27 protein-coding genes are annotated in these 25,689 nt (G+C 41.6%); 10 read left to right on the top strand and 17 right to left on the bottom strand.

Annotated elements, in window-relative coordinates; all coding sequences use genetic code 11:
* Nucleotides 1-9 precede the first annotated feature (9 nt).
* A complete protein-coding gene (locus NSQ25_RS02325) occupies nucleotides 10-306 on the top strand; it encodes a DUF3817 domain-containing protein (protein WP_034664017.1) in 297 nt (98 codons plus the stop codon).
* A gap of 60 nt (nucleotides 307-366) precedes the next feature.
* Here the strand turns inward: NSQ25_RS02325 and NSQ25_RS02320 are convergent, their stop codons facing one another.
* Entirely contained in the window at nucleotides 367-2,616 is a 2,250-nt protein-coding gene (locus NSQ25_RS02320; protein WP_326136037.1) for a hypothetical protein, read from the bottom strand.
* A 158-nt stretch (nucleotides 2,617-2,774) separates the two neighbouring features.
* On the opposite strand from NSQ25_RS02320, the gene NSQ25_RS02315 reads away from it, so the two are divergent.
* On the top strand, nucleotides 2,775-2,993 hold the full coding sequence (locus NSQ25_RS02315) for a hypothetical protein (protein ID WP_326136038.1): 219 nt from the start codon (nucleotides 2,775-2,777) through the stop codon (nucleotides 2,991-2,993).
* A 13-nt stretch (nucleotides 2,994-3,006) separates the two neighbouring features.
* Nucleotides 3,007-3,189 carry a hypothetical protein gene (locus tag NSQ25_RS02310; RefSeq protein ID WP_046313932.1) on the top strand — a complete coding sequence of 61 codons (183 nt, stop codon included), beginning with the start codon at nucleotides 3,007-3,009 and terminating at the stop codon, nucleotides 3,187-3,189.
* Nucleotides 3,190-3,809: 620 nt separating this feature from the next.
* On the opposite strand, the gene NSQ25_RS02305 is transcribed toward NSQ25_RS02310, so the two are convergent.
* Together NSQ25_RS02305 and NSQ25_RS02300 are read right to left on the bottom strand one after the other, a co-directional pair.
* Nucleotides 3,810-4,232 (bottom strand): pyridoxamine 5'-phosphate oxidase family protein, encoded by a 423-nt coding sequence (locus NSQ25_RS02305; RefSeq protein WP_326136039.1) that lies wholly within the window; start codon nucleotides 4,230-4,232, stop codon nucleotides 3,810-3,812.
* A 293-nt stretch (nucleotides 4,233-4,525) separates the two neighbouring features.
* Nucleotides 4,526-5,395 (bottom strand): SDR family oxidoreductase, encoded by an 870-nt coding sequence (locus tag NSQ25_RS02300; RefSeq protein WP_034283829.1) that lies wholly within the window; start codon nucleotides 5,393-5,395, stop codon nucleotides 4,526-4,528.
* 129 nt (nucleotides 5,396-5,524) lie between these two features.
* Between NSQ25_RS02300 and NSQ25_RS02295 the strand changes: the two genes are divergently transcribed.
* Nucleotides 5,525-6,160 carry a class I SAM-dependent methyltransferase gene (locus NSQ25_RS02295; protein WP_280806509.1) on the top strand — a complete coding sequence of 212 codons (636 nt, stop codon included), beginning with the start codon at nucleotides 5,525-5,527 and terminating at the stop codon, nucleotides 6,158-6,160.
* A gap of 16 nt (nucleotides 6,161-6,176) precedes the next feature.
* On the opposite strand, the gene NSQ25_RS02290 is transcribed toward NSQ25_RS02295, so the two are convergent.
* Together NSQ25_RS02290 and NSQ25_RS02285 are read right to left on the bottom strand one after the other, a co-directional pair.
* Nucleotides 6,177-8,264, bottom strand: a complete 2,088-nt coding sequence (locus tag NSQ25_RS02290; protein ID WP_326136041.1) for a BglG family transcription antiterminator — start codon at nucleotides 8,262-8,264, stop codon at nucleotides 6,177-6,179.
* A gap of 129 nt (nucleotides 8,265-8,393) precedes the next feature.
* On the bottom strand, nucleotides 8,394-9,476 hold the full coding sequence (locus NSQ25_RS02285; protein WP_041116711.1) for a C45 family peptidase: 1,083 nt from the start codon (nucleotides 9,474-9,476) through the stop codon (nucleotides 8,394-8,396).
* A gap of 247 nt (nucleotides 9,477-9,723) precedes the next feature.
* On the opposite strand from NSQ25_RS02285, the gene NSQ25_RS02280 reads away from it, so the two are divergent.
* Together NSQ25_RS02280 and NSQ25_RS02275 are read left to right on the top strand one after the other, a co-directional pair.
* The gene (locus tag NSQ25_RS02280) at nucleotides 9,724-11,046 is read left to right on the top strand and encodes a hypothetical protein (RefSeq protein WP_041116709.1); all 1,323 of its coding nucleotides are present in this window, start codon (nucleotides 9,724-9,726) and stop codon (nucleotides 11,044-11,046) included.
* The gene (locus NSQ25_RS02275; RefSeq protein WP_052470341.1) at nucleotides 10,994-12,190 is read left to right on the top strand and encodes an SIR2 family protein; all 1,197 of its coding nucleotides are present in this window, start codon (nucleotides 10,994-10,996) and stop codon (nucleotides 12,188-12,190) included. Before NSQ25_RS02280 ends, NSQ25_RS02275 begins: the two co-directional genes overlap by 53 nt.
* A gap of 162 nt (nucleotides 12,191-12,352) precedes the next feature.
* On the opposite strand, the gene NSQ25_RS02270 is transcribed toward NSQ25_RS02275, so the two are convergent.
* Nucleotides 12,353-12,985 (bottom strand): GDSL-type esterase/lipase family protein, encoded by a 633-nt coding sequence (locus NSQ25_RS02270; protein ID WP_081123995.1) that lies wholly within the window; start codon nucleotides 12,983-12,985, stop codon nucleotides 12,353-12,355.
* Between the two features lie 406 nt (nucleotides 12,986-13,391).
* Between NSQ25_RS02270 and NSQ25_RS02265 the strand changes: the two genes are divergently transcribed.
* Nucleotides 13,392-14,027 (top strand): FMN-dependent NADH-azoreductase, encoded by a 636-nt coding sequence (locus NSQ25_RS02265; RefSeq protein ID WP_024425558.1) that lies wholly within the window; start codon nucleotides 13,392-13,394, stop codon nucleotides 14,025-14,027.
* 33 nt (nucleotides 14,028-14,060) lie between these two features.
* Here the strand turns inward: NSQ25_RS02265 and NSQ25_RS02260 are convergent, their stop codons facing one another.
* The 8 genes from NSQ25_RS02260 to NSQ25_RS02225 all read right to left on the bottom strand — a co-directional run bounded on the left by NSQ25_RS02260 (nucleotide 14,061) and on the right by NSQ25_RS02225 (nucleotide 20,761).
* Complete coding sequence (locus NSQ25_RS02260) at nucleotides 14,061-14,834, bottom strand: IclR family transcriptional regulator (protein WP_041116704.1); 774 nt, start codon at nucleotides 14,832-14,834, stop codon at nucleotides 14,061-14,063.
* Entirely contained in the window at nucleotides 14,818-15,864 is a 1,047-nt protein-coding gene (locus NSQ25_RS02255) for a biotin-dependent carboxyltransferase family protein (RefSeq protein ID WP_144496822.1), read from the bottom strand. The genes NSQ25_RS02260 and NSQ25_RS02255 overlap by 17 nt, the downstream gene beginning before the upstream one ends.
* Nucleotides 15,861-16,607, bottom strand: coding sequence for a 5-oxoprolinase subunit PxpB (pxpB, locus tag NSQ25_RS02250; protein ID WP_144496821.1), 747 nt, complete (start codon nucleotides 16,605-16,607; stop codon nucleotides 15,861-15,863). Before pxpB ends, NSQ25_RS02255 begins: the two co-directional genes overlap by 4 nt.
* A 17-nt stretch (nucleotides 16,608-16,624) precedes the next feature.
* Nucleotides 16,625-17,416, bottom strand: coding sequence for a putative hydro-lyase (locus tag NSQ25_RS02245; RefSeq protein WP_041116698.1), 792 nt, complete (start codon nucleotides 17,414-17,416; stop codon nucleotides 16,625-16,627).
* Nucleotides 17,417-17,421: 5 nt separating this feature from the next.
* Entirely contained in the window at nucleotides 17,422-18,639 is a 1,218-nt protein-coding gene (locus NSQ25_RS02240; protein ID WP_041116696.1) for an NRAMP family divalent metal transporter, read from the bottom strand.
* A gap of 26 nt (nucleotides 18,640-18,665) precedes the next feature.
* Nucleotides 18,666-19,424, bottom strand: a complete 759-nt coding sequence (locus tag NSQ25_RS02235) for a 5-oxoprolinase subunit PxpA (protein ID WP_046313918.1) — start codon at nucleotides 19,422-19,424, stop codon at nucleotides 18,666-18,668.
* 183 nt (nucleotides 19,425-19,607) lie between these two features.
* Nucleotides 19,608-20,363, bottom strand: coding sequence for a Cof-type HAD-IIB family hydrolase (locus NSQ25_RS02230; RefSeq protein WP_326136042.1), 756 nt, complete (start codon nucleotides 20,361-20,363; stop codon nucleotides 19,608-19,610).
* 128 nt (nucleotides 20,364-20,491) lie between these two features.
* Nucleotides 20,492-20,761, bottom strand: coding sequence for an excalibur calcium-binding domain-containing protein (locus tag NSQ25_RS02225; RefSeq protein WP_034283806.1), 270 nt, complete (start codon nucleotides 20,759-20,761; stop codon nucleotides 20,492-20,494).
* Nucleotides 20,762-20,944: 183 nt separating this feature from the next.
* Between NSQ25_RS02225 and NSQ25_RS02220 the strand changes: the two genes are divergently transcribed.
* The 3 genes from NSQ25_RS02220 to NSQ25_RS02210 are packed head-to-tail and all read left to right on the top strand — an operon-like array spanning nucleotide 20,945 to nucleotide 21,903.
* A complete protein-coding gene (locus NSQ25_RS02220; protein ID WP_326136043.1) occupies nucleotides 20,945-21,322 on the top strand; it encodes a VOC family protein in 378 nt (125 codons plus the stop codon).
* 25 nt (nucleotides 21,323-21,347) lie between these two features.
* Nucleotides 21,348-21,641 carry a DUF5316 family protein gene (locus tag NSQ25_RS02215; RefSeq protein WP_326136044.1) on the top strand — a complete coding sequence of 98 codons (294 nt, stop codon included), beginning with the start codon at nucleotides 21,348-21,350 and terminating at the stop codon, nucleotides 21,639-21,641.
* 25 nt (nucleotides 21,642-21,666) lie between these two features.
* Nucleotides 21,667-21,903 carry a DUF2651 family protein gene (locus NSQ25_RS02210; RefSeq protein ID WP_326136045.1) on the top strand — a complete coding sequence of 79 codons (237 nt, stop codon included), beginning with the start codon at nucleotides 21,667-21,669 and terminating at the stop codon, nucleotides 21,901-21,903.
* A 198-nt stretch (nucleotides 21,904-22,101) separates the two neighbouring features.
* On the opposite strand, the gene NSQ25_RS02205 is transcribed toward NSQ25_RS02210, so the two are convergent.
* The 3 genes from NSQ25_RS02205 to NSQ25_RS02195 all read right to left on the bottom strand — a co-directional run bounded on the left by NSQ25_RS02205 (nucleotide 22,102) and on the right by NSQ25_RS02195 (nucleotide 25,689).
* Nucleotides 22,102-22,527 (bottom strand): RidA family protein, encoded by a 426-nt coding sequence (locus tag NSQ25_RS02205; RefSeq protein WP_326136046.1) that lies wholly within the window; start codon nucleotides 22,525-22,527, stop codon nucleotides 22,102-22,104.
* A gap of 190 nt (nucleotides 22,528-22,717) precedes the next feature.
* Complete coding sequence (locus tag NSQ25_RS02200; RefSeq protein WP_284384673.1) at nucleotides 22,718-24,466, bottom strand: methyl-accepting chemotaxis protein; 1,749 nt, start codon at nucleotides 24,464-24,466, stop codon at nucleotides 22,718-22,720.
* A gap of 101 nt (nucleotides 24,467-24,567) precedes the next feature.
* Nucleotides 24,568-25,689 carry a mannitol-1-phosphate 5-dehydrogenase gene (locus tag NSQ25_RS02195; RefSeq protein WP_065215308.1) on the bottom strand — a complete coding sequence of 374 codons (1,122 nt, stop codon included), beginning with the start codon at nucleotides 25,687-25,689 and terminating at the stop codon, nucleotides 24,568-24,570.

The raw sequence follows: 25,689 nt of genomic DNA, 5'->3' as shown, positions 1-25,689 counted from the left end.
GATTTGTATATGCATACAAGTATTAGCCGTCTTCGACAGGCGGGTTTTATTGAGGGTATGTCTCTTTTAACCCTTCTTTTAATTGCCATGCCTCTAAAATATTTTGCGGATATTCCGATGGCAGTCACTATTGTAGGCTCTCTTCATGGCGCATTGTTTGTCATCTATATGCTCGTTTTGGCATATGTGACTTTTAAAGTTCGCTGGCATTTGAAATGGTCCATCGCCGGTTTTTTTGCGGCTTTCATTCCTTTCGGTAACTTCGCCTACGATAAGGTGCTCCGCCAATATGATACAAAAGCTTAATCAAAAAGGGCTAAAACGACATTCGTTTTAGCCCTTTTTTCCACGCTGGGGAACGCTTTTTTATATTGATGCATATTTCACAATGGCTGCTTGACGCGTCATGTCGTGATACGCCACCCATAATTCATCACCAGGCAAGACGCTAGTGATTGGATCGATTGGCTGTTTCACTTCATACATCATGCCATTTCTCTCAACCTGAATGATTGCTAACGGCAGATTGCCGATGACGCCAGCAAATTCAACATTGGTCACTTTTGCACTACCTTGTTTCTCTTGCATGAGACCCATTTCTCTATCCAGCTCTTCTTTTTTAGTCTGGATCGTGATTTGAGTGCCGGCTGTGACCTGCATATGATCAGGGATGAATTGGCTGACCGTTTTTGTGATGGACTCATCGCCGTTTGAAACCGACACATCAAGCTGAATAGGCTTTTGTTCATGGATGGCCACTGGATATTGCCTCACACGCTGAATCGTTCCTGTTAACGTCACATCTTTCCCCGATCGATTCCGCACTTCATGGCCATAGGCTGCCATTTTGAGCTGGCCGTTGATATCGACAAGATCGGCTTTTTCTCCTGTTCTAAATTCAAAACCGGCGGCTTGAATCATCGGAATGATATACGTTTTCTGATCTAATTCAAATGTGAGTGATAAGACGGTGCCTCGTCCTACAGTTCCATATGATTCTATGTTTCTTAAAACAGCGCCTTTGATAAACTTTGGCTCGCTTGGCTGCGAGAAGTCACCCTCTTTTAAGAGCATCGCTTTTTTCTTCTTTGGATCATAGTGAATGACAATACGCTGTCCCGGCTGTGGTATCTGGGTGTAGGATACAACCGTTTTAACCGTCTTTTCTATGCGCTGCCCTTCATATTCAAATTGAAGCCGCATGCTGACAACTGGCTGTTCGTTAATGTAGGTGCCCGTTTCTTTAACAGACACAATATTGGCTTCTAATGTGACACTGTCCTTTATCTTGTTTCTCCTCACCAGTCTCAAAATCGGCGGCAGGAAGATCGCTAGCACAAATAATAATAGCGGGATCAAGATCCATATCGCCCAGTTAAGAATGAGCGGTCCGCCCTTCATAACATATTGCGTAAAGGTATTAACAGACGTTTGGTGGGCCGGACTGGCGTTTTCAATTGAGATGACCTTTTGCAAAGGAAATTCCTTTAGTTCTTTGCTTTTCGTCTCAAATGCACCCGTTAATTGATTGTCAAATGAATAATAGAGCCAGTCGCTCTTCACATTTTTATTGAAAGAGAGCCCTTCTCTTTGTAAAGATTCATATGAAAACGACTGCAAAAGCTTGCTGGCAGACGTCGCCTTATTCGTGCGATGGTTATAAATATAACCTGTCAGTTTGCCTTTTGCTTCGTCCTTTGCTGTAGAGCCTGCAAGAAAAACTTCTTCTTCATTAAGCTGGTAAATAAAGGTTTGATAAATCGGCTTTGGTGTTGGAATGACTTCCCCAAGCCTTCCCTCTGCATTCACTTTCCTTGCCCTTTTTGGATAGTTAGATTCGACAGCGACTGCAAAGTTTTGTGATGTCCCGATTGTTTTCTCCAGCTGCTGCTCCACTTTATCTTCAATGAGACTGAACGGTTCAACGTTTTTGGAGACATAAACCCCAAGCTGTTGCTTCTCGTTTGAGATTCCGCTGACATACGCCTTCTGGTCATTTTTCAAAGCCAATTCAAACATAGGAATTGGCGTCTGCCCTCTAAAGGAATTCATGACGACATCGATAGAAACGGGTCTTGCTGGCAGCTTTAGATCGTTCAGATTGTGCACATGAAACTGACCATCCTTCAGCTCACCGATGACTGCAGCGGCACCATCCATTTCTCCTGTAAATACGAGCCGTCCATTCCACTGGTATGTATTCGTTTTTAGAAATGAGGGAATCTGCAGGTTATTTTGAACGAGCTCTTTCCTTTCTCCGCTAGGCGTTAGTTTCTCGATCAAAAGCTGCCCCTCTTTATTTTTTAAAGCAAGTAAGAGATTGTTTCCTTGAATGGATGGCAGCATTTCATGAAACGTATCACTTTCTGTGGTCCATTCACTAATTCTTTTTCCTGATTGAGGATCATACATTGCAAAATGGAGCTGCTGGTCTTTTGATACAGCACTCACCACTCGTTTTCCTTCATCAAATGTAAACATTCCTTTGACGTCATACTCTGTTACTTTCCCATCTGACAAATCATCTTGGTAATGATTCCACACCAAGACACTGAGAATGATGGCTGGAATAAAGAAGACAATATATCTGAGGAAGATGATTGGTATTCTTTTCACTTGATCGCTTCCTTTCATGAGGTTCCTTAAACTTATACGTCAGTACAGCGAAAATGTTTCATGCGAGAAGAATACCATCAAAGCCTCTGAAATCCATATTTTACAAACTTTGTTGTTTACGATAAAATCCAATCAGATTCAAAAAAGGAGTTATCTCATTGGATAAGCTATCATCTATCATTCTAGCGGCTTGGCTGCGTGTCCCTCGCTGGTTCAAGCAATGGGTACTCGTGTCCATTTCTATTTTCTTTTTTTATATTTGTTTTGTAAAGGGGCTGACTAGCTGGCACACCTTGCCGCCTGTCACATTGCTCTCATGTGTGATTGGTTCCTTCATCATTTGGCTGATGTGGCTTAAGAGGCAAAAAAATAAGTGAGAAGAGGAAAATGATGAAAAAATTGATTCTATATTTTGCGATCTCTTTTGTTCTTCAATTCATTTGGTTTGGTCTTGTGCATCCAAATAGAGGCGTGACACTGCTGGATATGTTCATGTTTTCTATTTTGTTTGCGGTCATGTTCTTTTTTATTGAGCGGATTTGGCGGTATCAGAAAAAAGGACAAAGTAAATGATCATGAAGCTCGCTTTATTCACTCTGATTATTTGTGCATTTATCGGTCTGCTGTTAGTGTCAAACCCTTTTGGGGCGGACGCTATGCGATTGGTTTGTATCTTCATCTTCCCTTTTCTTGGGCTTATTGGTTTCTGTTTCCTATTGTTTGACCCAATGAAAAAGGCTGCCAAATAGATGGCAGCCTGTTCCTTACTCTTTTCATGCAAATAAATAATCAATGTTTAATCTCCGTTACGGAGTGTATGAATTAAGATTCGATCATATCAGTGTGTCATATGTGTTCCGAGTGAACCTACGTTTGAAAGTAAACGCCATGGAAGTTCTGGATAACAAGACAACGAAAGCCCTACCTCTCATTCGTCCTTACGGCTCCGAAGCCGTGCCAGTGTGAATTGTAAATCAAAACGTCTTTTTTCCATTCTTCCGCTCTTATAGGGGGGCGGTGGCAGAAGGAAAAGAATAAGTTTGTTCGCTTTGACAGCGTCTCGTTCTTATCAAGTAGAAGCTCTATTGCTTCTCATTATGTCATAGAAAAAAGAAAGTTTACTTTCTTTATTTATTTGCTTATTTCAACACTTAATATCAAACTATAACACATTCCCCCTGCTTGCGCAAGTGTTAAAGTGATAATTCTGCTGGTGTACGGCTTCCTTCATTCATATAACGAATGGAGGCTGGGTCAATCTTCAGGATCACTAGATTTGGGTCATCTTTTCCTTTAAACCATTTCTCCATCTCATCAGACCAAAGACGGTCAATCAGTTCCGGATCGTCGGTTAATGCTGCGGTGCCTGCAATCTCTGCATACGTATCACCGAATCCTTCGCCTGAATATCCAATAAGAATATGAACATTCGGGTTTTTTTCAATTTCTTCTGCTTTATGTGTTTCTTTACTCGTGGGTGTATATAACGTCAGCCCTTCATGGAAAAAAGTCATATAGCGGGTATGCGGCTTATCCTGTTCAACAGTCGCTAGTGTTCCGACCATTTGTTCATCTAACAGGTTTAATACCTTTTGTTTTAATTCTTCTTGAGACATATCGTTTCACTCCTTCAAAATTTCATCCATATACGTAGGTTTCCACGACAGTCCATTCATTAAACAAAGAAATGTGTTTTCATAAAAAGAGACCTTCTGGCTGATGCTATAAAAAACAGGTTCAATGAAGGGAGAAATTGAACATGCATCATGAAACGATGTTTCATTTGAGCTCACTTGTCATTGCGGCAGTTGTTGTAGGCATTATCGTATGGTCTGTCATATCTGTGCAGAAAAATCGCAAGAAATACTAAAAACACCGCCCAATCAAAGCTGGGCGGTGCCGCGGTAGATCATGTATTCATAAAGGAACCGCCATTGACATGAAGTGTCTGTCCTGTCATATAAGACGATTCGTCAGAAGCCAGCAGTACAAAGCAGCCGACATGCTCAACAGGCTGTCCTGGTCTTCCCATCGGAGTTTCTGCTCCGAAGCTTTCCACACTGTCTTCATCAAATGTAGATGGAATGAGCGGCGTCCAAATTGGACCTGGCGCTACACCGTTCACTCGAATCCCATCTTTCACAAGCGATTGTGCCATAGAACGCGTAAAGCCGTTAATGGCTCCTTTTGTTGCCGTATAATCAATCAGCACTGGGTTACCTCTATATGGGTTAATGGATGTTGTGTTAATAATGGAGCTTCCCGGTTTTAAATAATCCAATGCCTTTTTCGTAAAATAGAAATAGGAATAGAAGTTGGTTCTAAAGGTTTGGTGAAGCTGTTCACTGGAAATATCTTGAATACGTTCTTGCGGATGCTGTTCAGCCGCATTATTTACTAAAATGTCTAATTGACCAAAGGCTTCAACTGTTTTTTCTACTGCTTTCTCACAGAAGGCTTCGTCACCGACATCTCCTGCAATCGTTAAGCATTTGACGCCTTCCTGTTCTACACGTTTTTGCGTATCCTCTGCATCCTCATGTTCATTTAAATACACAATGGCAACATGTGCACCTTCCTTTGCATAGGCAACAGATACTGCCCGTCCAATTCCACTATCTCCACCTGTAATCAGGGCCACTTTTCCTTTTAGCTTGCCAGAACCTTGATATGATTCATCCTCAAAGATCGGCGCTGGATTCATTTCTCTTTCACTGCCTGGCTGCTGATCCTGCGTTTGGCGCGGAATGCCATTTGTTAAATAATCACGTAAATCCATGTGTAAGCTCCTCCTTGATTTGTTGATGTATCCTTTCATTACCACCTCATTTTTTCTCTCAAACATCATGAAGCTGTACTGATGTGTTCCTGAAAATCAGCATGTTTGAACAGGGGGAAAATCGGTTACATGATCATCAAAAAGGAGCGTTCTCACATGCTGTCTATTTCGAAAACCTTTAGCAGACCAAAAGGCTGGCTCGGAAGCATTGCTGGACTCATTATGGCAAATGAAAATAAAGCATTGAATCAATGGGCCATCCGCCACTTAGATTTGACAGATGGTGAAAACATTTTGGAAATTGGCTATGGACCCGGCTACAGCATTAAACATATGCTCAAGCATTATCAAGACCTTCACATTGATGGGCTTGATGCTTCTTCCACCATGCAGGAGCAAGCACAGTCCCGCGTCAGCAAACGGGCAAAAGAAAAACAGGTTCGTCTGTATGTCGGCAAAATCGAGAAAACACGTCTTCCCGGAGAGCAGTATGACAAAGTACTGTCTGTTAACAATTTTACGATTTGGGATGATCCAAAAACGGGCTTACTCAATCTTTATCACACCTTAAAACCAGGCGGGACACTCGTTATTGTGATGCAGCCAAGAGAAAAAGGAGCTGACGCCAATCGGACAAAAGAGATGGGTGAAAACATATTAAATGACTTGCAGTTTGCAGGGTTTGATGAATTTTCTATTGAGTATGAAGAGATTCGACCTACCCTTGCCGTCTGTGTCACAGCAAAAAAGCCGAGAAGCGAATAAGCTCTCGGCCTTTTTCTTACCACTTTGCCTCTTTGACAAATTGATAGAAAAGCTGATGTAATTTCTGTTCAATGTTTTCCTTTGTTCCTTGTCCATAAAGCGCCATGCTTTCTTCACTTTCAATGATGGATGAACTGATCAGACTAAACATTTCTGACCCTTCCTTGCCAAGCTCTTGCGGCGCCAGCATCATGAGCATTCGTGACATCTGCTGCTGCCCGCCATCCATGCTTTTAACCTCGTATGCCTGATCAAGATCATAAATATGAAAGATTGGTTCCTTGATGAATGCATGCTTTAAATGATAAAGAGCAAATTCAGTGCCAGGTATGCCTAAGCCGCCTTGCTGTTCACGTTCCAAAAGGCCGCCCGCCACATCATCTGCATGTATGATAAATCCTTCCTCTTCAAGCTGACGAAGCAGCTGCCTAATGGTTTCATCATGCTGCGGCATCGTCTCTCTTTTTTCGATGGTAAAATGGGACAGGATGCTGCGAATCACAAACATATAATTCGTCACCTGCTCTGCAACCGCCATCATATCAACGGTTTCTTGCGCCAATTCTTCGGGAGGTTCTTTTATTCTTTTTTTCTCGATGATATAAGGAATCTTCCGTTTAATATGAGCCTTCACACGCATAGCATCATCCTCGTTTAAAAGCGGGCTGACCATGATGTAATCGATATGCTCATATGGGATTGGAACGGTCGAGACAATCATGTCATAGCTCGATGCATCGATTTCCTTTAGCTCCATCAAAGAGGATAGATCGAATTTGGCGATCTCCGGCAATTCTTTTTTCAACCGGGAGGCGAGCATTTTCGAGGAACCAATCCCGCTTGAGCAAACAACGAGCGCATGAATTTTTGTTTCTTCTTTTTTGATTTCAAGCACTGAACCAAAGTGAAGCACAAGAAAGGCAATTTCATCCTCTGGAAATTCAATCTCTGGAAAGAAACGCTCGACTCCTTCTTCAATCGCCATAAACAGCAAAAAGTAGTCTTTTTTAATTTGTTGTGTGAGCGGATTATAGATTCTCATCTTTTCCTTTAGACGGTTCATGGCAGGCTCAAGATGAGACACGAGCCCCTCATACAATGAATCATTTTCATTGAGATGATAGCCGGTTTTATTTGAAATAAAATCAATGAGCTTTTTCGTTCTCAGCGCTATATCCAGCTCAATTTCATCAATACGGTATTCAGTCTGAAAGCTGCGATTTGCGCTGCGAAGGTGGATGGTCATATATCCGACCTCCGCTTCAGGGATCTCCACATTAAACATGCGTTCAAGCGCTCTTGCCATTCGAAGTGATGATTCAAATTCCTTCGTCCGCTTTAATTCCAGCAGCTCCTCCTCTTCCATTCGAATGGTTTCCCCAAGCTGAATACGTTCGATAGCATAGGTTAAGTGAACAACAAGTGCAATATAGGCACTATCAGATAAGGAGAGTGACAGTCGATCTTTCAAATGAAAGAGCAGCCTTTCTACCTTAAGCAGCTGTCCTCTGCTGACAACGCCAAACACCTTTTCCGTTGCTTTCGTTCGATGTTTGATATTCATTTCAATCGTTTCTAAAAACAATTGAATGTCGAGCCGGTCAACAATGAGATTGCCGACAATTTTTCGTTTTGCTTCCTCCGGCCCTTTTAATTCAATGCCGTACCCGCGCTTGCGGATAAGCTGCAAACCGTATGGAGCAATCCACTCCGTCAGTTCATCTAAATCATAGCTGATCGTCGCATTTGTTACCTGCAAGTCAGCTGCGAGTGTGTATAATTTCACCGGTTCCTTCGCTTCAAGCAGCGCACATAGAATTAAGAGCTTTCGTTCATCTGAGCTATATTCGATTTGATCCTCATTTGACATATGAGCAAGAAGCCGCTGTTTATCCTCCTGTTCGCCGACTGCCTTCAAGCCTTTCCCCGGCTGTTTATCTAATGAAAGTTGATAATCTTTCAATATTGGTTTAATGGATTTTAGTTCTCTATGGATCGTTCTAGTACTTACCTGAACAGAATCGGCTATCTCACGAATGGTGACATAACGATTTTGCTGAATGATGTATTTAATGACTTTCTGTTCTCGTGCCGTTATGTACATGAAATGCCTCCTTCTGTATAAATAGGTCTATTGTCACACCTTAATATAAAACGCTTTCAACGAGCGTTGCAATCTTAAGTTGATCTGAATTTGGCACAGCGGCTGTGACAAAATATAAACAAGGGATCATCAGACACTTCTCCAAAATGAAGGTCCATAATCCTTTTGATGAAATTGAACCTTTTGTTCTTGAAAAGGCAGTGACCCCCCCGCTTTTAAAGAATAAGTCGGATTGTATACTGGAGAGCCAAAGCAATAATCGATTGTGCCTTCTTCCGGACGGAACATGACGGTTCGCATCGTTCCAAACAGCTCCTCATAATTGTGCACAGCCAGACCATCAGGATATTCTGTCTGGAACAGTTTCGCAAGAGAATCACTTGATCGTTGTTCTTTTAACGCTTCCATTAACATATCGTATCTGACAACAGAATGATGTTTGGTCATCCCTTTTGCTGTTTGATCAGCTACCGGATGATTCGTTGCAGCAATATAACCTCTCTCCGGTCTTCTCACCATTTTTTGACCATCAATGATTTCAATCACAGCGGCCTCTCCTTTTCGATCCGCAAGCATGATGTGAACATTTGAGGCAACGGGCATTTCCTCGATAGAGCGAATGGCTTCCTCGACCGTTTGACAGGTTTCCAGAACAGAGCGAATCACATGATACACCTGCAAACCGGCGACTGCTGGGGGCTTTAAACCGGGTTCATTGCCAACCGGCGGACCGCAAGCAGAGAAAGTCACAGCAAGACCATGCTCATTCATCCCATCAGATCTGCCAAACAAGAGCAGCGACGAGCCTGTATGATATGCCGAGCCTTTTACATGTGTCGTCACAAGACGCATATCATCAAAAATCGGGGAGAAATCATAGTTACGAAGCATGACCGTTTGTTGGCCTGCCGCCATATTCCCCTGCCTCACACAGTGGGAACAGCCTGGCTGAAGATGAGATGAATAGAAAAAGGTCAAATAACGCTCATCTAATTGCATTTCATCACAAAACCCAGCAAACTCTTCATCTAATTGAGGAAGAAAGGGACGGATCAGCTGCTTCGTTTCTTTCACAGCCTGTTGTGTTACCGGTTCTGTCCGAATATATTGTGTCTTTAGCAGCGGGTTCTCCTTAAGCCAGACAGCCTGCTGTTTTCCCACTTCATAAGCCGTTCCAGTCATCTCTTGAAAATATGCACTAATCTCCTCCATGCCTCCACACCTCTTTCGCCTTCGTTTCTTTTATCATATCGAAACCCTCCTTCATTTAAAAGTATTGGAAATATGTATAATCCAAAAGAATTCTTAGCCTTGCTTTGTTTTCCAAATTTCAATTAAATAATGTATTTTCGAATGAACATGATTTAACTTATAAACGTGAAATCACTTAAGTTCCTTCATTTGTAAAAATCATGTTATAATATCCCTATACCAAACTCAGGAATTTCGGAGGTTTCTTATGAATATAAATCTCAAGCATGAAGAAAATATTCAATATTTTTATTCTGGTTTTCTATTTGAAGAATATATAGATTTTAATCATTTTAAAGAAACAGTAAAAAAAGCTGGATTTAGTGTAGATGACAAAGAAAATATGAATGATGTATATAATTACTTTGTTAATAACTTGGATTGGAGTCACAAAAAAACTCTTGATAAGATTTACTTTGAGTCTATACTTTATAGCCAACTAAAAAATGTATATGTTCATACATTTAACAGCGATTTATCAATAGATACTTTCAAACAGAACATTAATAAGATTTTAAAGAGACTTAAAAGTGACTCGAAAATTCCAACAAACTTCAAAAGAAAAATGAATGAAGATGGTTTTTATTTAATGGATGGTTTAAATATTACTGTACCAGGATCAACATTTATTAGCGGTTTAGATTACGTAGAGAATAATGGAACGATACAAAAAGCAAGGCTTTTATTAGTTCAAACAGTAAAAGATGAAACAGACAAAACTAAGTACTTCATTGCTGGTATAGAGATTAACTTTATAGAGAGAACCTGTCTAATATTGATTCGAAATATTCCAAATATTAAAGAGCCAGATGAGAATATAAGTGGTGATTATAATAGATCTATCGGAAAACTTTATAATTATGTAAAGGAACAAATTTTAAATAAGTTAATTGGTAATGTTACCTCCATAGAAAGAGACAGTGATCGAGAATCAATATATAAAGTCTGTAAGAAACTTGATGAAGATTTACTTAAAGATGTTAGACAAGAAGTAGCTGACAAAGCTTCCACAGCAATCAAGAATAGTGTTAAAAATTATATGAGAAAATTATATGAAGTAAACGAACGTCCAAATAAACAAGAGCGGGAAGAATTAGAGAAAAATATTCAATCTTTATTATTATCCAACTATATCAAAAACACATATGATACTAAACAATTAGTGAAAAAGGCTAAAAAGCTAAATTTGATTGGATATACGACTAAATTAAAATTCAAAGGAAATAACTCTAATACAGGCTCCACTCGCTCATCAAGTTCAAAACACCCTGTATCACAAAGTGATATGTTCCACAGTTTATATATCAACTTTGAAGGAGCAAAGGAACTAGAAAATTGGGGTATTTCATGGTTTACAGATACAAAATTTTCTGACGAAAAAAATATTGAGGTTATACAAACTACTATATATAGCACCTCGACATATTTCAAGATAGTATTCTTACCTAGGAAACCACTAAATGAGGAGATAATAAACTATGTCGTTAGACAACTTAATAAACAGCGTTCACTTAAACCTTTCAATGAGTGAAGAAGAAGCAGTAACTCTATTAACCAAAATATCAAACACTTTTAAAGATAGCTTTTTTAGAAAAAATCAATTAAAGAATATACAGGATGATATTGAAATTCTCTTTTCTATATTAAAAAGTGGTGGTTATATTGATGAATACATACAATGTGATTGTGGAGAAGAAACAGAAATCTATCCTCTAAAGACTACACATTGTGAGTATTGCAATCAGTTGTTAAAAAACACCTTTGTACATGAAATAACAGATCTATTTAAACTAAAAAATGAATTAAGTCAGGAACTTAATTTGAGAAATGAAGAAATATTAAAATCAGTAATTGATGACCATTTCTTAGATATCTTTTATGAATTAAAAGATAATATAGACACTATTATACCTTTTCTGGGGGCTGGAACTTCACTTCCTTTGGGTTTAAATAATTGGCCGAATTTATTGAGTGGAATGAGTGGTTCTTTAAAACAACAAGATAAAGATCTTTTTGACAAACGTATTAACAAAGGAGACTATTTAGGAGCAATCGATGTTCTTAAAAATAACACCTTGAACCTTTCAACTGATGAAGATATAAAAAAACATATAGTACGTCAAATCGAGGCTAAGTATAAAAGTGGGTTGGCTGAAAATTATCATAATATAAATGATATTATTAACTTAGAACCTGCATTTTTCATAACAACTAATTATGATTATTCTTTAATAGACTATAAAGAGGGAGATACATATCCTTATACACTAGATCAAATCGAAGACGCTCATGAATTCCTTAACAAAGGAAAACAAATTGTTCTACATTTACATGGTCATATAAGATTCCCTAAATCTATGATAATCACTAAAGAAGACTATGAGAATCTATATAAGAATGACAGAATAAAGTCTTATCTTAATGCTATAATGGGAACGAAAAACCTTTTATTCATTGGTTTTTCGTTTGATGACGAATATTTCAAAGATATCTATGATAACTCTTTTAAAAACTTAGGAGGACAACATTTTATTATACAAGATAATCTTCATCCTGATGAAGCAAGAGATATGATTAGAGCAGGTTTACGTCCTATAAGTATAAAAGTGGATACTAATAATTATAGCGAAAATTATGTAAGGGCATTAAAAATTGTCCTTACAAATTTATTATAACCCCCAAAAAAACTATAGATAAATACAATATATACATTTTCATGATTAATCTCAAAGGGCTTGATTTTCTTAGCTTTTATTTAGGTTACAACTCATAAAGGCCCATTAAACTCTAAAACAGAATTAATGGGCCTTTTAATAAATATTATTTTTAAATCCCGATCACAGCTGTTTACAGTATTGTTGAAACAATGCTTCTGCCATCGCTTCATACCCCTTAGGATTCGGATGAAATTGATCAATCGATAAGTAGGCTCTTTCATGCCCTTCAAACGCTCGGTACACATCCACAACTTCTACATGCGGATTCGCAGCAAGCAAACGAAGTTGTTGATTATATTGCTGAAGCCACCGCCCGGCTATTGGTATTTGCGGAAATGGATTATATAAATTCATGAAATATACGTAGTAAGGCTGATGCTGCCCTTTTTTGATCTGAGCAATTTCTTGAATCATCTTGATAAAATTCGCCTGACAATGTATGACTGCTTGCAGCAGTTTCTTTTCATCTTCACCTTCTTCATACTGCTGAACAGCTTGAACAAGATCATTCCCACAGCCTGTGATGGTGATGATGTCTGCTGTTGCAATCGCACGTCTCACCTCTGACCGTTTGAAAAGCTGTAAAATCTGATCAGTCGTTAACCCTGATTTTGCAAATACGGACAGCTCGACCGGTGCATGTGTCTTTTTTTCAAGCATCCACCAAAACCGCTGAACAAAACCTCCGCCAAATAAACGTGCCCCCACCCCAACTGTTAAGGAATCTCCAATCGCAACATAGGATCGTCCCACTCTTATCCCTCACTCTCTCCTGCCTTCTCTTATATATACGAATTCGGAGAACAGTTGCTTGTAGCAGATGACTTAGGGGCATCCATCTATTTTTGAGATGCAGTGCCTTTACAAACTCTTTACTTGCGATATCGAACGATTTTTTGTTCAATAAGAGTAGGCTTTTTACGCTGAAAACTGCGTGTTTACACGTTCCAGAAAAATTTACAAACTTTTTATCTTGATTTCGAGACTTTATACCTTGACTTCAAACTACATTGTGATTACAATGAAAATATCAGTTTTCATGTAACTGTGCTTGTTACATCTTTTTCATAGCATTCCAATATGATTAAAGATGCCACATATTCAGTGTATCATTGGGATACGCTAAAAAAATAACCGAAACAGAAAGGATTGAATGAACATGGCAAAAGTTTTATACATCACTGCACATCCGCATGATGAAACAGTTTCTTACAGTATGGCTACTGCTAAGGCATTTATCGAATCTTATAAGGAAGCAAATCCAAGTGACGAGGTTGTACATATCGATTTGTACAAAGAAAACATCCCTCACATTGATGCAGATGTATTCGCTGGCTGGGGCAAACTTCAATCTGGCGCTGGTTTCGATACACTTTCAGCTGAAGAGCAAGCGAAAGTTGCTCGTCTAAACGAATTAAGTGATCAATTCGTTTCTGCTGACAAATATGTATTTGTTTCACCACTTTGGAACTTCTCATTCCCACCAGTTCTTAAAGCATACATCGACTCTGTTGCTGTAGCTGGTAAAACATTCAAATACACTGAGCAAGGTCCTGTTGGATTATTAACAGACAAAAAAGCTCTTCACATCCAAGCACGTGGCGGATACTACTCTGAAGGTCCTGCTGCTGAACTTGAAGCAGGTCACCGTTACCTTGGTACAATCGCTAACTTCTTCGGAATTCCTTCTTTCGAAGGTCTTATCGTTGAAGGTCACAATGCTGAGCCTGCGAAAGCAGAGCAAATTAAAGCAGATGCAATCGAACGTGCGAAAGCTTTAGGAAAAACTTTCTAATAACTGCACGCAAAAAGCCAATGATCTTTACGGTCATTGGCTTTTTATTTGTTCAGATGAAAATCCTAATTCCCTCGAAATATCACTGGCGGCTTTTTTCACCTGTTTAATTAAGTAAGGTAAGCGTTCTTTTTGATATCCTGCTTCAAATCCTGCTATGCTAATACCTGCTACCACTTCCCCCAGATGATTGAAAATTGGGGCTCCAATCGCAGCTGTATAGTTTTCAAGCTCAGAATAGCTTAGCGTATATCCCCGTGCATTTGATTCTTCCAGCATGTTTCTTAGGACCTCTTTATCTGTGATGGTCCCAATTCCGATCTTCCCCAGCTCAATTGAGTCAATATAGGCAAGTCTCTCGCTCTCTGGTAAAAAAGAGAGAATACTTCTCGCACAGGCACCCGCATATAGGGGGGACCGTCTGCCGACGGCGGTGTAGAGACGAACAGGCTGCGTACCTTCAATCTTTTCCACGTAAATGGCTTCGTCGCCTTCACGAACAATGAGCTGTACAGCTTCTCCTACTTCATCCCGTAAGCTTTCCATAAATGGTCTTGCAATCCTTCGAATATCAAGGCGGTCCGCCACAAGCTGACCGTATTCAAGGAACATCAAGCCTAATCGATAAACACCCGTTTCTTGCTTTTCTAACAGCCCCATATCAGCTAAAGAGCTCGCCATACGATGAACAGATGTTTTCGGCATACCGGAAAGCTCGATCATTTCATTTAATGTTAATTGATCGTGAGCGATAAACAGCCGCAAAATCTCCATTGATTTCACAACCGTTTTATTTGTGTTTTGCATCTTCTTCACCTTTTCTAAACGAGAATGCTTCCAGCTTGATTCTTGCGGCCAGCTCCCTCAGTTCGGCTTCTTGCTTAAATAACGCCTGCTCTGCATCCCGGTGATCTATTTGTTCAAAATACAGCTTTGCCCCAGGCATCGCCTGTGCAATAAGCGGCAGATCAACAGTTGCTACTTCTCCAATACGCGGGTATCCGCCTGTCGTCTGCCGATCTGCCAGCAGAATAATCGGCTGGCCATCGGGTGGAATTTGAATAGATCCAAAGGCGACAGCTTCTGAGATCAATTCCAGCTTTTCTTTTAAATGAACCGGCTCCCCCTTCAGCCGGCAGCCCATACGATCTGATTGGGGTGTGACCTGATAAGGCTGCTCAAAAAAAGCGGTTTGAGATGTTTCTTGAAAAAAAGAAAGATGCCTGCCTGCCAGCACGCGAATCACTGGCGATTTCAGCAGCGGCAAAAAATGATCATGACTCACTGTCCAATCGGGTGCGCCGTATCCCGCCTGTTTCACTTTATTTTTCAGCCTATCAAACAAATGATCCGCTACGATAGACGGCTCTCCAACAGGCAGAATGTCGCCTTTTTCAAGCGGTCGTCCTTTCAGTCCACCGATTCCTGCTCTGACATAAGTGCTTTTGCTCTGCATGACTGGTTCCACATCAAATCCACCTGCCACAGCAAGATAAACGCGGCAGCCTCTCTTACAAAGACCAAAGGTGATCGTGCTTCCTGATCGGACAAAAAGCGGCTTCCATAACGGTGCCCGCTCTCCATCAATATCAATCTCAACATCAGCACCAGTGACGGCAATGAGCTGATCTTTTTCACATGTCAATACAGGCCCCGGCCCCATCAACGTGACTTCCAGCACGGCTTCGTTTTCTTGGTTACCGGTGAGAATGTTGGCGATTCTAAGTGAGAGCGGGTCCATGCCGCCGCTCGTTAAGACACCATACTTTTGATAGCCTTGCCGCCCTTTATCTTGAATGGTTGTGTAGATTCCTGGCTTGATGACATGAATACTCAACGTTCTGCCTCCTTCATGCTGAAAAATTCCTTTTCAGACATTTGGACAAATCTGACCTCGTCCCCTGCTTTCAATAGACTCGGAATTTCATCGTCTGGGCGAAAAAGCGGCAGCGGGGTTTGTCCAATGAGCTGCCAGCCCCCGGGTGTAGAAATTGGATAAACGCCTGTCTGCTTTCCTGCAATACCAACAGAGCCTTTTGGAATGGACATTCTTGGTGTTTCTCTGCGTGGTGCTGCGATCTTTTCAGACAGCCCGCCTAAAAACGGAAACCCTGGGGCAAATCCAATCATATAGACAAGGTACGTGCCCGCAGTGTGAATACGCACGACTTCCTCTGGCGTTAAACCATTGATACGGGCAACCTCTTCTAAATCAGGGCCCAGCGCTCCTCCGTAACAGACTGGAATGTCAACGATGCGGCGCTTTACCTGAACTCCCTCCTGCCATTTGTCTTCAAGAAGTTGTTCAATGTAGCCTTTGACCCATTCATATGGAGACAGGTCATGTGTTTGAAGCTGGGCCGATTGATGAACGGTATAAGGCTCGTAGAAAACAGTCACATTTGTAAAGGCTTGAACCGCTTCTACATATCCTTCAAATGGGTGCTGTTCAATACATGCAAACAGCTGCTCAACACGTGCATGAATCTCCTCACGTATGTCAGCTCCAGCTTGGATGACGATCGCTGCATCTCCCAGCGGGTGGTAGGTGATGGAATCTTTTATCGTTGAAAAAGCCACTTGAGAAACCTCTCTTTCTACAGTACACCTAGCTTTTGATCTCTTCGATCTGTGATGAACATATGACCGGGTGCATGAGTGATCGCAATATCGGGTTTTGTATGCATGACAATGGCTTGCGGCGTCACACCACATGCCCAAAACACCGGGACTTCTCCTTCTTTGATCACAGATGGTTCTCCAAAGTCAGGCTGACCTATATCGGAAATGCCAATCACCGCTGGGTCCCCTATATGGATCGGTCCGCCATGGACTGATGGAAATCGAGATGTCACTTGAACACTTCTTGTGACTTGATGCGCCGGAATGGGTCTCATGCTGACCACCATCGGGCCATGAAAGACTCCTGCTTTTTCACAAGCTATATTCGTTTGATACATGGGTACGTTATGACCGTCTTCGATATGGCGGACAGGAATGTCATTTAGCATAAGCGCGTGCTCAAACGTAAAACTGCATCCAATGAGAAAGGCAACCATATCATCCTCCCAATAAGCAGTGATATCTGTCACCTCTTCTTCAAGAATCCCTTTTCGGTAAATACGGTACTTAGGAAAGTCCGTACGAATATCCGCTTGAGGCGCAGACCGTCTTGGCACTGGATCACCTGGGTCCAGTACATCAAGCAAGGGACATGCAGCCGGATTCCGCTGACAAAATAATAGAAAATCAAAGGCAAGTTCCTTTTTGACAATCATTAAATTGGCTTGAGCAAACCCCTCTGCAAAGCCAGCCGTTGGTCCTGTGATCTTTTTTTCGCGAATCAATTCTCTCATCTGTGATGGCTCATATGTTTGATAAGTATTCATCTGAATCAACTCCATAGTTTCGGGATTTCATTAATGATGGTATAGCCGCCCATCATCGCCATAATGACCACAACAAATGCACCAGTCACTGTCAAAAAGAATGGATGCCGATAATCTCCGACAATGTCTTTCTTATACGCCGCAACGAGTAATGTGCCAAGGGCGAGCGGCAAAATCAATGCATTGATCGCTCCAACTAATATCAAGATGTTCACTGGTCTTCCGATCGTAATAAAACAAAGGGTCGAGAGGGCAATAAAGCCAATGATGATACCACGCTGGTTTTGCTCAATTTTTGGTGAGAAGGTTTTGAAGAAAGAAACAGATGTGTATGCTGCTCCAATGACGGATGTAATCGCCGCAGCCCACATAATAATCCCGAACATTTTATATCCGATATTTCCTGAAGCTAATTGAAAAACAGAGGCAGGCGGGTTGGATGGATCTATCTGCAAGCCTTTTGAGACAACTCCTAATGTGGCAAGAAAGAGTGCCACACGCATGACAGATGTAATTAACACACCGAAAATAGAGCTTTTCGTCACTTGCGGCAGTGCTTCCTTCCCCTTAATACCTGCATCCAGCAAGCGATGCCCGCCAGCAAAGACGATATAGCCGCCTACCGTTCCGCCCACAAGTGTCACAATGGATAAAATATCAATCGTCTCTGGGACAAATGTTCTCACGGCTGCTTCTCCAACTGGCGGCGCTGTTGAAATCGCCACGTACAGCATCAGGCCAATCATGACAAAGCCTGCTGCCTGCGTAAAACGGTCCATCGCTTTCCCAGCCTCTTTGATCACAAAGATGAGAATGGCAATCACAGCACTGATCCCTGCGCCGATTCGCGGATCGACACCGAAGATCACCTGAAAACCGAGACCAGCTCCAGCGATATTTCCGATGTTAAAGGCAAGTCCTCCAATGACAATCAAAAAGGCCAGCACATACCCGAGACCCGGGAGCACCATATTCGCTATATCCTGACCTCGTTTTTCTGAAACGGCAATGATGCGCCATACATTTGTTTGTGCAAAAATATCTAATAAAATTGAGATCAAAATGACAAACCCAAAGCTAGCCGCAAGCTGCTGTGTGAAGACGGTTGTTTGTGTTAAAAATCCCGGTCCGATCGCGGACGTCGCCATTAAAAAGGCAGCGCCCATCAGCATAGACCGATTCCCCTTTGGTGCCTTCATGTGTTTGACTTTCTCTGTTTTCATGCTGTTTCCCCCTTTGATGACGATTTTTATTGAAAGGCCTTGAGATGAATCCCGGCTTCTTTTAGCTTCGCTGTAATGGTTTTTGCAAATTGAAGCGCATGGCTGCCGTCTCCGTGAATGCAGACCGTATCTGCTTTGAGCTCGATATCTTCTCCTTGAACTGTACGAACCCTGCTTTCTCGCACCATACGAACAACCTGCTGGACGGCCCGTTCATCCTCTTCAATGAGTGCATGTGGTTCGCGGCGGGATGTCAGCGTCCCATCTGTTTGATACGTCCGATCAGAAAACACTTCATGTGCCACTTGCAGACCTATTCGTTCACCTGCTAACGCAAGTTCACTGCCTGAGAGACCAAATAACACAAGGTTTGGATCCACATCATACACAGCCTGCGCAATTGATTCAGATAATTCAGTATTTTCAGCTGCCATGTTGTAGAGGGCGCCGTGTGGTTTGACATGCTGCATCGTGCCGCCCTCGGCCTTGAGAAAGGCTGATAGAGCGCCAATTTGATAGATGACAAGATCATAGGCTTCCTCTGCGGAGATAGCCATTGGACGTCTGCCAAAGCCGGCCAAATCTTGCAAACCCGGATGCGCACCAATTTTAACCCCTTTATCCAGTGCCATTCTAACTGTCTTTCTCATGACCGTTGGATCTCCTGCATGAAAACCGCAAGCAATGTTGGCTGAGGTGACATATTCTAAGATTTGTTCGTCTGCACCGATTGTGTATTGACCAAAGCTTTCTCCCAAATCACAGTTGATATCCACTTGATACATAGAATCCCTCCTTGTTGTTCCGAAATACGGAATATAAAGTCCGAATATTCGAATTTATATTGATTATACCAACTTTGGATAGACTGCACATGAAATTGGCAGAAAACATAACATTCGAACTAGGAGAAAACAAAAAAAGCGAGAGGCAAAGTCCTCTCACTTTTTCTTGTAATGAAGTGCACCTTATTTAGACAGCACCCAATGTTGGATGGCTTTTGCAACACCGTGTTCTGTGTTAGGAGCCGTAATCCAATCAGCGGCCTCTTTCACCAATTCCTGGGCATTTCCCATCGCAATGCCTAATCCGGCTTCTTGAATCATGGCCATATCATTGAGGCTGTCGCCAAGTGACATGACGTTGTCCATCGTACAGCCAATGCGTTCTGCTACTTTTGCAAGAGCTGCCGCTTTGTTAATGCCGGCTGCATTCACTTCGATATTCGTTGGACTTGAGTTTGTGATCTCTAGGTGCTTATTTGTTTTCAATGTATTGAGTACTTCCTCACGAACGTCATCATCATGAATATCAAAGCCAAATTTCAGCCATTCATGGTCATGAATCCGTTCAGGGAATTCACCTCTCCACACCTTATCCACAGTCGAAGCCCAGTAATCGGTTTCGTACCTATTTTTTAAATCCCACATCATTTGGACGTGATCAGGATGCAGCAGATCTCGTTCGATCAGCTGAAAATTTGAATCCCAGATTTCACTTCCGTTTGCTGTCACGAGGTAAGACGATAACTTGAGCGGCTCAACCAGCTCTCGGCATGTCATCAGTGTCCGCCCTGTGCTAATGACCACATGGACCCCTTTTGCTTCAGCTTCTTTAATGGCTTGTTTATTTTCCTCTGGAATGATGTGCTCACTGTTTAACAGCGTGCCATCCATATCAATGGCAATCAATCGGATGTCTTTCTTATGAGCTTGTGTTGACAAATTGAGTACCCCACTTTGTATCGATTTTTGAAACTATCTTTATTTTAATATAAAGAGGAAGCTGGCACAAAGGGACGAGTTTGATCCCATAGAAAAAAGACCTTGTGACAGGTCTTTTTCACATGTGCTTAGCGTTCACACGCAATGCCGTCTTTATCGCGGTCAAGCCGCATATTTTTTTGATAAAGTGCTTTTGATACATAAGGCTTGTACTTTGTTTTTCCGCCTTTGTTTTTCGTGTTTTTGCTTTTTGCTACGCCGCCTTTATATACTTTGTTCAGCGCTTTGCAATTTTTGTAAGACTTGACCGTTTTTGCATCTGCTGTGTGGGTGTCGACTTGTGTAAAGCTTAGTAAAAGAACTAAAGACAAGACAGCCACCATGATTTTTTTCAACATATAAGATCCCCCTATTTTTTCTAATTTTACATTTTTATCATATGTCACCATTTTTTGTTTTTCAAGACTATTGAGCTAAATATTTTGATTTTTTGGCACGAAATACACCTTATATCCTATATGGTACAATGAGTGGGAAACCTTTCCGTTTTTGACACGTATATGAAGAGAGGAGTTTTTCACATGAAAATGAAATATACCATTTTATATGTAAACGATGTGGAGGCGAGTATTCATTTCTATCAACAAGTACTTGGTTTCCCAATAAAATTGAGGGTTGAATCCTATGTTGAGTTTGATACTGGAGACGTGACGTTATCGATTAATTCACGCCAGGATGTCAAAGAAGCACTCGGATTGCCTGTTCCTGATGCAAATCAAGCGTCTCAAACGTTTGAAATTGGCTTTGTTGTGGATGATGTGGAGCAAACGATTGCATCAATGAAGGAAAAAGGGGTTTCGATCATCAAAGAACCTGCAAAAAAACCATGGGGTCAAACGGTCGCTTATGTGTCTGATCCTGATGGCCATTTCATTGAAATATGTGATCCGGTCTCCTAATTGTCTTTGAAGGGAGTGAACCAGAATGAGAAAAAAACATGCTTTTTTCGCCGGTGTTTGCTCAATGATTGTGATTTGCAGCGCCGCTATCCTGTTGCAGCACCTTGAATGGATTAAGTTTGTCAGCGGCGGGATTTCTATTATTGGGGTCGTAATGTCTGGGGTGCTAATGGGTGCTTGGACAAGTGGAGAAGAGACACGAGCAGCCTATCATTCTGAAACAAAAGAACACCGCATGTGGAGCCTTGATACGGCTTTTCTTGTGATGATTTTTGCACTTCCGCACATGGCTGCTTCGGTCTTTTATGTTTTGATGTAAACACTTATTAAAAGGAGTTAGCAATATGGCTGTTTTTATTCTATTCATTATATTTGGCTTTCCTATTATCTCTGTGCTGATTGGCATTTTGGGCACGCTCTTTTTGAAGAATGTTTGGATGCCTACTTTGATTGTGCTGTTAGCAAGCTTGATCTTCATGTTCACCTCTATTGGCGGGAACGTATCTTTTCTCATTTGGGTCATCGTCTACACCGTCTTTACGTTCCTTGCTGGATGGATCACAAAGCGACTCAGCGTGTAGACAAACCCTCGCATTCGGTGTCAGGTCTGCGTGCCGGTGCTCACGAATGTCAAATTCGCTCCGAGCCGGTACTCGTCCTTCCTAGACTTCAAAGGTTTTCTATCACGCTGAAAAAAGAAGACAAAGGGCTAAAATCAAGATCATTTTAGCCCTTTGTCAACAATTTGAAAGAACAGTTTTCACTGTTCTTTTTTTGAATCATATATCCGCACACCATAATTCAATTTCAATTTTCAGCTCCGGCCATCCTAAAGCTGATACATAAGCAATCGTCATTGATGGGTAAGCTGTTTTGAAGATCGTATCCCACTGAGGATATAGATGGTCCCAGTCGATTTCTTCTGTTGCCCATATATTGACCTTGATCACATGTTCTTCATTCAATCCTTCTGATTCAAGGATTTTTTTAATGTTTTCAAACGTATTCGTTACTTGGTCGTTTAAGCTTGATGGGATCTGCCCATCTATATCTGTCCCTACCTGACCCGATGTAACAAATAATCCCGCACTACTCCACTGCTGTTTTCTTTTAGGATAGATAGAAATTGGTGAAGTCTGTCTACCAAACGAAGAAACAAGCAGAAAAATAAACGTGAGTGAGGGATATAACATGGAAAAAATCACGAGAAAAAACCCAGAAAGTATGCCGAAACCTGTTGGTCACTACAGTCATATCACAAGGGTGCCAAACCATAGCCACAAGGTAAGAATATCAATATCTTCTTTTTCATGACCGAAACACTCCTTTTGTTTGCGTGAGCAAGGTTTTGATTAACTTCATCGTACCTGACAGGTGATATATCGTCAAAATGATTTACAGACGATAACGCGCAATGTCCTGATTCAATCGCATGCTAAGCTCATTAAGTCTTTCTGCTGCTTTTGCCACATTAGAAATGGCTGTCACTTGTTCGTCTGTGGATGCAGTAATTTCTTCGATCGCCGCCGCATTTTCTTGAGAAACATGTGCTGCGCCGTGCATGGCTTTTGTGATGAGGTCGTTTTGCTCCAGCAGTGTATTCAGCTCTTTTGCCATCGCGTTTGTTTCAACGATGGTTTGTGAAATCAATGTAGAGATGGCATTGAATTCATGTTCTGTTTTATGCACTGCTTCATCCAGCTCGGCAAAACGATCCATTGTGCTCGACATGATGCCGGCTGTTGCCGTCGTTTCTTCTTTAATGCCTTGAATCATTTGCTGAATTTGAACGGCTGATTGTTTTGTCTGTTCAGCTAAATTCCGCACTTCACTCGCCACAACTGAGAAGCCTTTGCCATGCTCTCCTGCACGTGCTGCCTCAATACTTGCATTCAGTGCCAGTAAATTCGTCTCATTTGAAATGCTCTCAATCGTATCTGTGATTTGAGAGATATCCTGTACTTTTGTACTTAACTGCTCGATTCCTGCTCTAATGCCTTGAGAAGCCTGAATCGATTGTTCATTCGATTGTTTTAATTGCTGTACGATTTGCTGGCCCTGCTGTGATGATTGACTCGATTGGTCGGAAATCCGTTTAATTTGATCACTCTGTTCTTTGACATTCTCAATCGATTGATTAAACTGGGTCATTTGTTGATTGGCTTCTTCAAGATCAGATGCTTGATGAAGTGTTCCAGTCGAAATGTCTCCGATGGCTCGTCCAATTTCTTCACTGCTGGCTGAGGTTTCTTCAGATATCGCCGATAAATCTGTCGCTGATTCAACAAGCTGACTGCTCGTTTCCTGTAAACCGCTCACCAGCGTTCTGAGCTCTCCTGACATATGGTTAAAGCCTTTTGCCAGCTGTCCGATTTCATCCGTTGTTTCCTTTAAGCTGGTGCGTTCAATATTCCCCGCCGCAATTTCCTTTGAAGCAGCAGTGACTTGCTTCAGCAGTCTGACTTTTCCTCGAGCAGCTAAATAAAAGACGCCTAGACTCAGAAGGGCGACACCCGCTGTAATGAGAATAATATAGAGCTTCATCTGCTCTAATTCTTTATAAAATTCGTCCTGGAAAACAGCGATACCTACACTCCAATTCCACGGTGTAAACTGGCTCATATAGGCGAGCTTTTCTTTTTCTTCGCCCGTTGCATCGTCCTTATCCATATAGGTCACATAGTGTGCATCCTCACCTTTTGCATTGGCGCCAGCGACCATTTTTTGACGATTGGTCGTGTTATCTGGAATGACGCCGATGTCGTTGACCGGATGAACCTGGGTAGAATAGTCAGTGCCATAAGCGATCAGATAGCCTTTATTTTTATAGATAAAATCTGATTTTTGAGATTGGTATCCCTTCCCGTTGTCATTTTTGGGCCCGCTCAAGTAAAGCCGGGCTTGGTCTTGCGCCTGCTCAAGCGTCAGTTCTTTTTTCTCCACACGGTTATTCAACTGTTCAAGTGTGGCCATCGCTCCGCTGACGATGTGCTTTAAATCTGCTTTCCCTGCATCAATTAAGACATGTTTCGCTAACAAATACCCCGTTGTTCCAACTAGTCCGCCCGTTAAAATCGTGATCACGATAATGGCAGACATTAATTGAAAAAAGACACTTCTTGACGCAAACGCTTTCTTTTTCATGTACAAATTCCCCCTTACTTTATATATCGTCAAGCAGGGAAAAGTATTAAAAAAGTCATAGAAAAAATCCCTTTCGCACAATGGAAAGGGATTTTTTCTCATTATCGAGCTGTTTCTTTCAGAATGGCTTGATAAAGATCGTCTGATGGTGAGAGTCCACATACCTCTTCCAGCACACCTTCAATGCCTTTTTCTTTTCTTAATGCCTGCAGACGAACAGCTTCTTCGTCTTCAGTAAAGTCGTAAGCCAAAGCTGCCACAATGCCTTTAATTAAATACTGTGGCTGTCTGATTTTTTTCGCTGGACCGATTAAACGGTCATTTGCTCCAAGCTTTCTAAGCGGAGAACGTGCGACGCGCGTGACTTCATCAGAGATAAAGGCATTTTCAAATCGTTTGATGATTTTTTGAATATACGCATCATGTTCTTCTTTTTGAAAGCCATAGGTGTCGATTAAATAACTGCCCGTTTCGTGTAGTGCACCTTCGACCACTTGACGAATCTCTGGTGTATCGACAGCTTCTTTAATCGTTTGAACGCCTTTTTCGTACCCGACATAAGCAGCTAGTGCATGTCCTGTGTTGACAGTAAAGAGCTTACGCTCAATATAAGGCGTTAAATCTTGTACAAAGGTCGCTCCATCGATCTGAGGAACGTCTCCAATAAAGCCTGTCTCATCAATGACCCACTCGAAAAATGGCTCGACTGATACTTTCAAAATGTCCTCATGGTGCTGAATGGGGACAATGCGGTCAACCGCAGCGTTTGGAAAACCAACTGTGTGTGACAGCGCTTCTTGTTCATCAGCTGTTAGATGAGAGAAAACAGCTTCCTTTAAATGAGAGCTGCCGCCAATCATATTTTCACACGCCACAATGTTGATGATATGATCAGACTTTTTCTGTTTTAAACCTTCAGCAATCGATGAAGCAATGATGTTCAAAACAGCTGGTCCAACAGCTGTTGTAATGAGGTCAGCTGTTGCAACTGCCTCAGTTAATGCAGCTGGATCTTTTGCGGAATTGATAGCGGACACTGGACCGACTACTTCTTGCTGCTGCCCTGGTGCTGCGAGCTCAACCGTGTATTCTCCTTTTTCATTCAGCTCGTTGATCACCGCTTCATTTACATCGGTAAAAACGAGCTCAAAGCCTGATGCTTTTAACAAAGATCCGATAAATCCTCTGCCAATATTGCCTGCTCCAAAATGAAGTGCCTTCAT

The organism is Bacillus sp. FSL R5-0512 (assembly GCF_038593295.1).
GTDB lineage: Bacteria > Bacillota > Bacilli > Bacillales > Bacillaceae > Bacillus > Bacillus safensis.
This window is presented reverse-complemented; position numbering and strand designations above follow the sequence as displayed.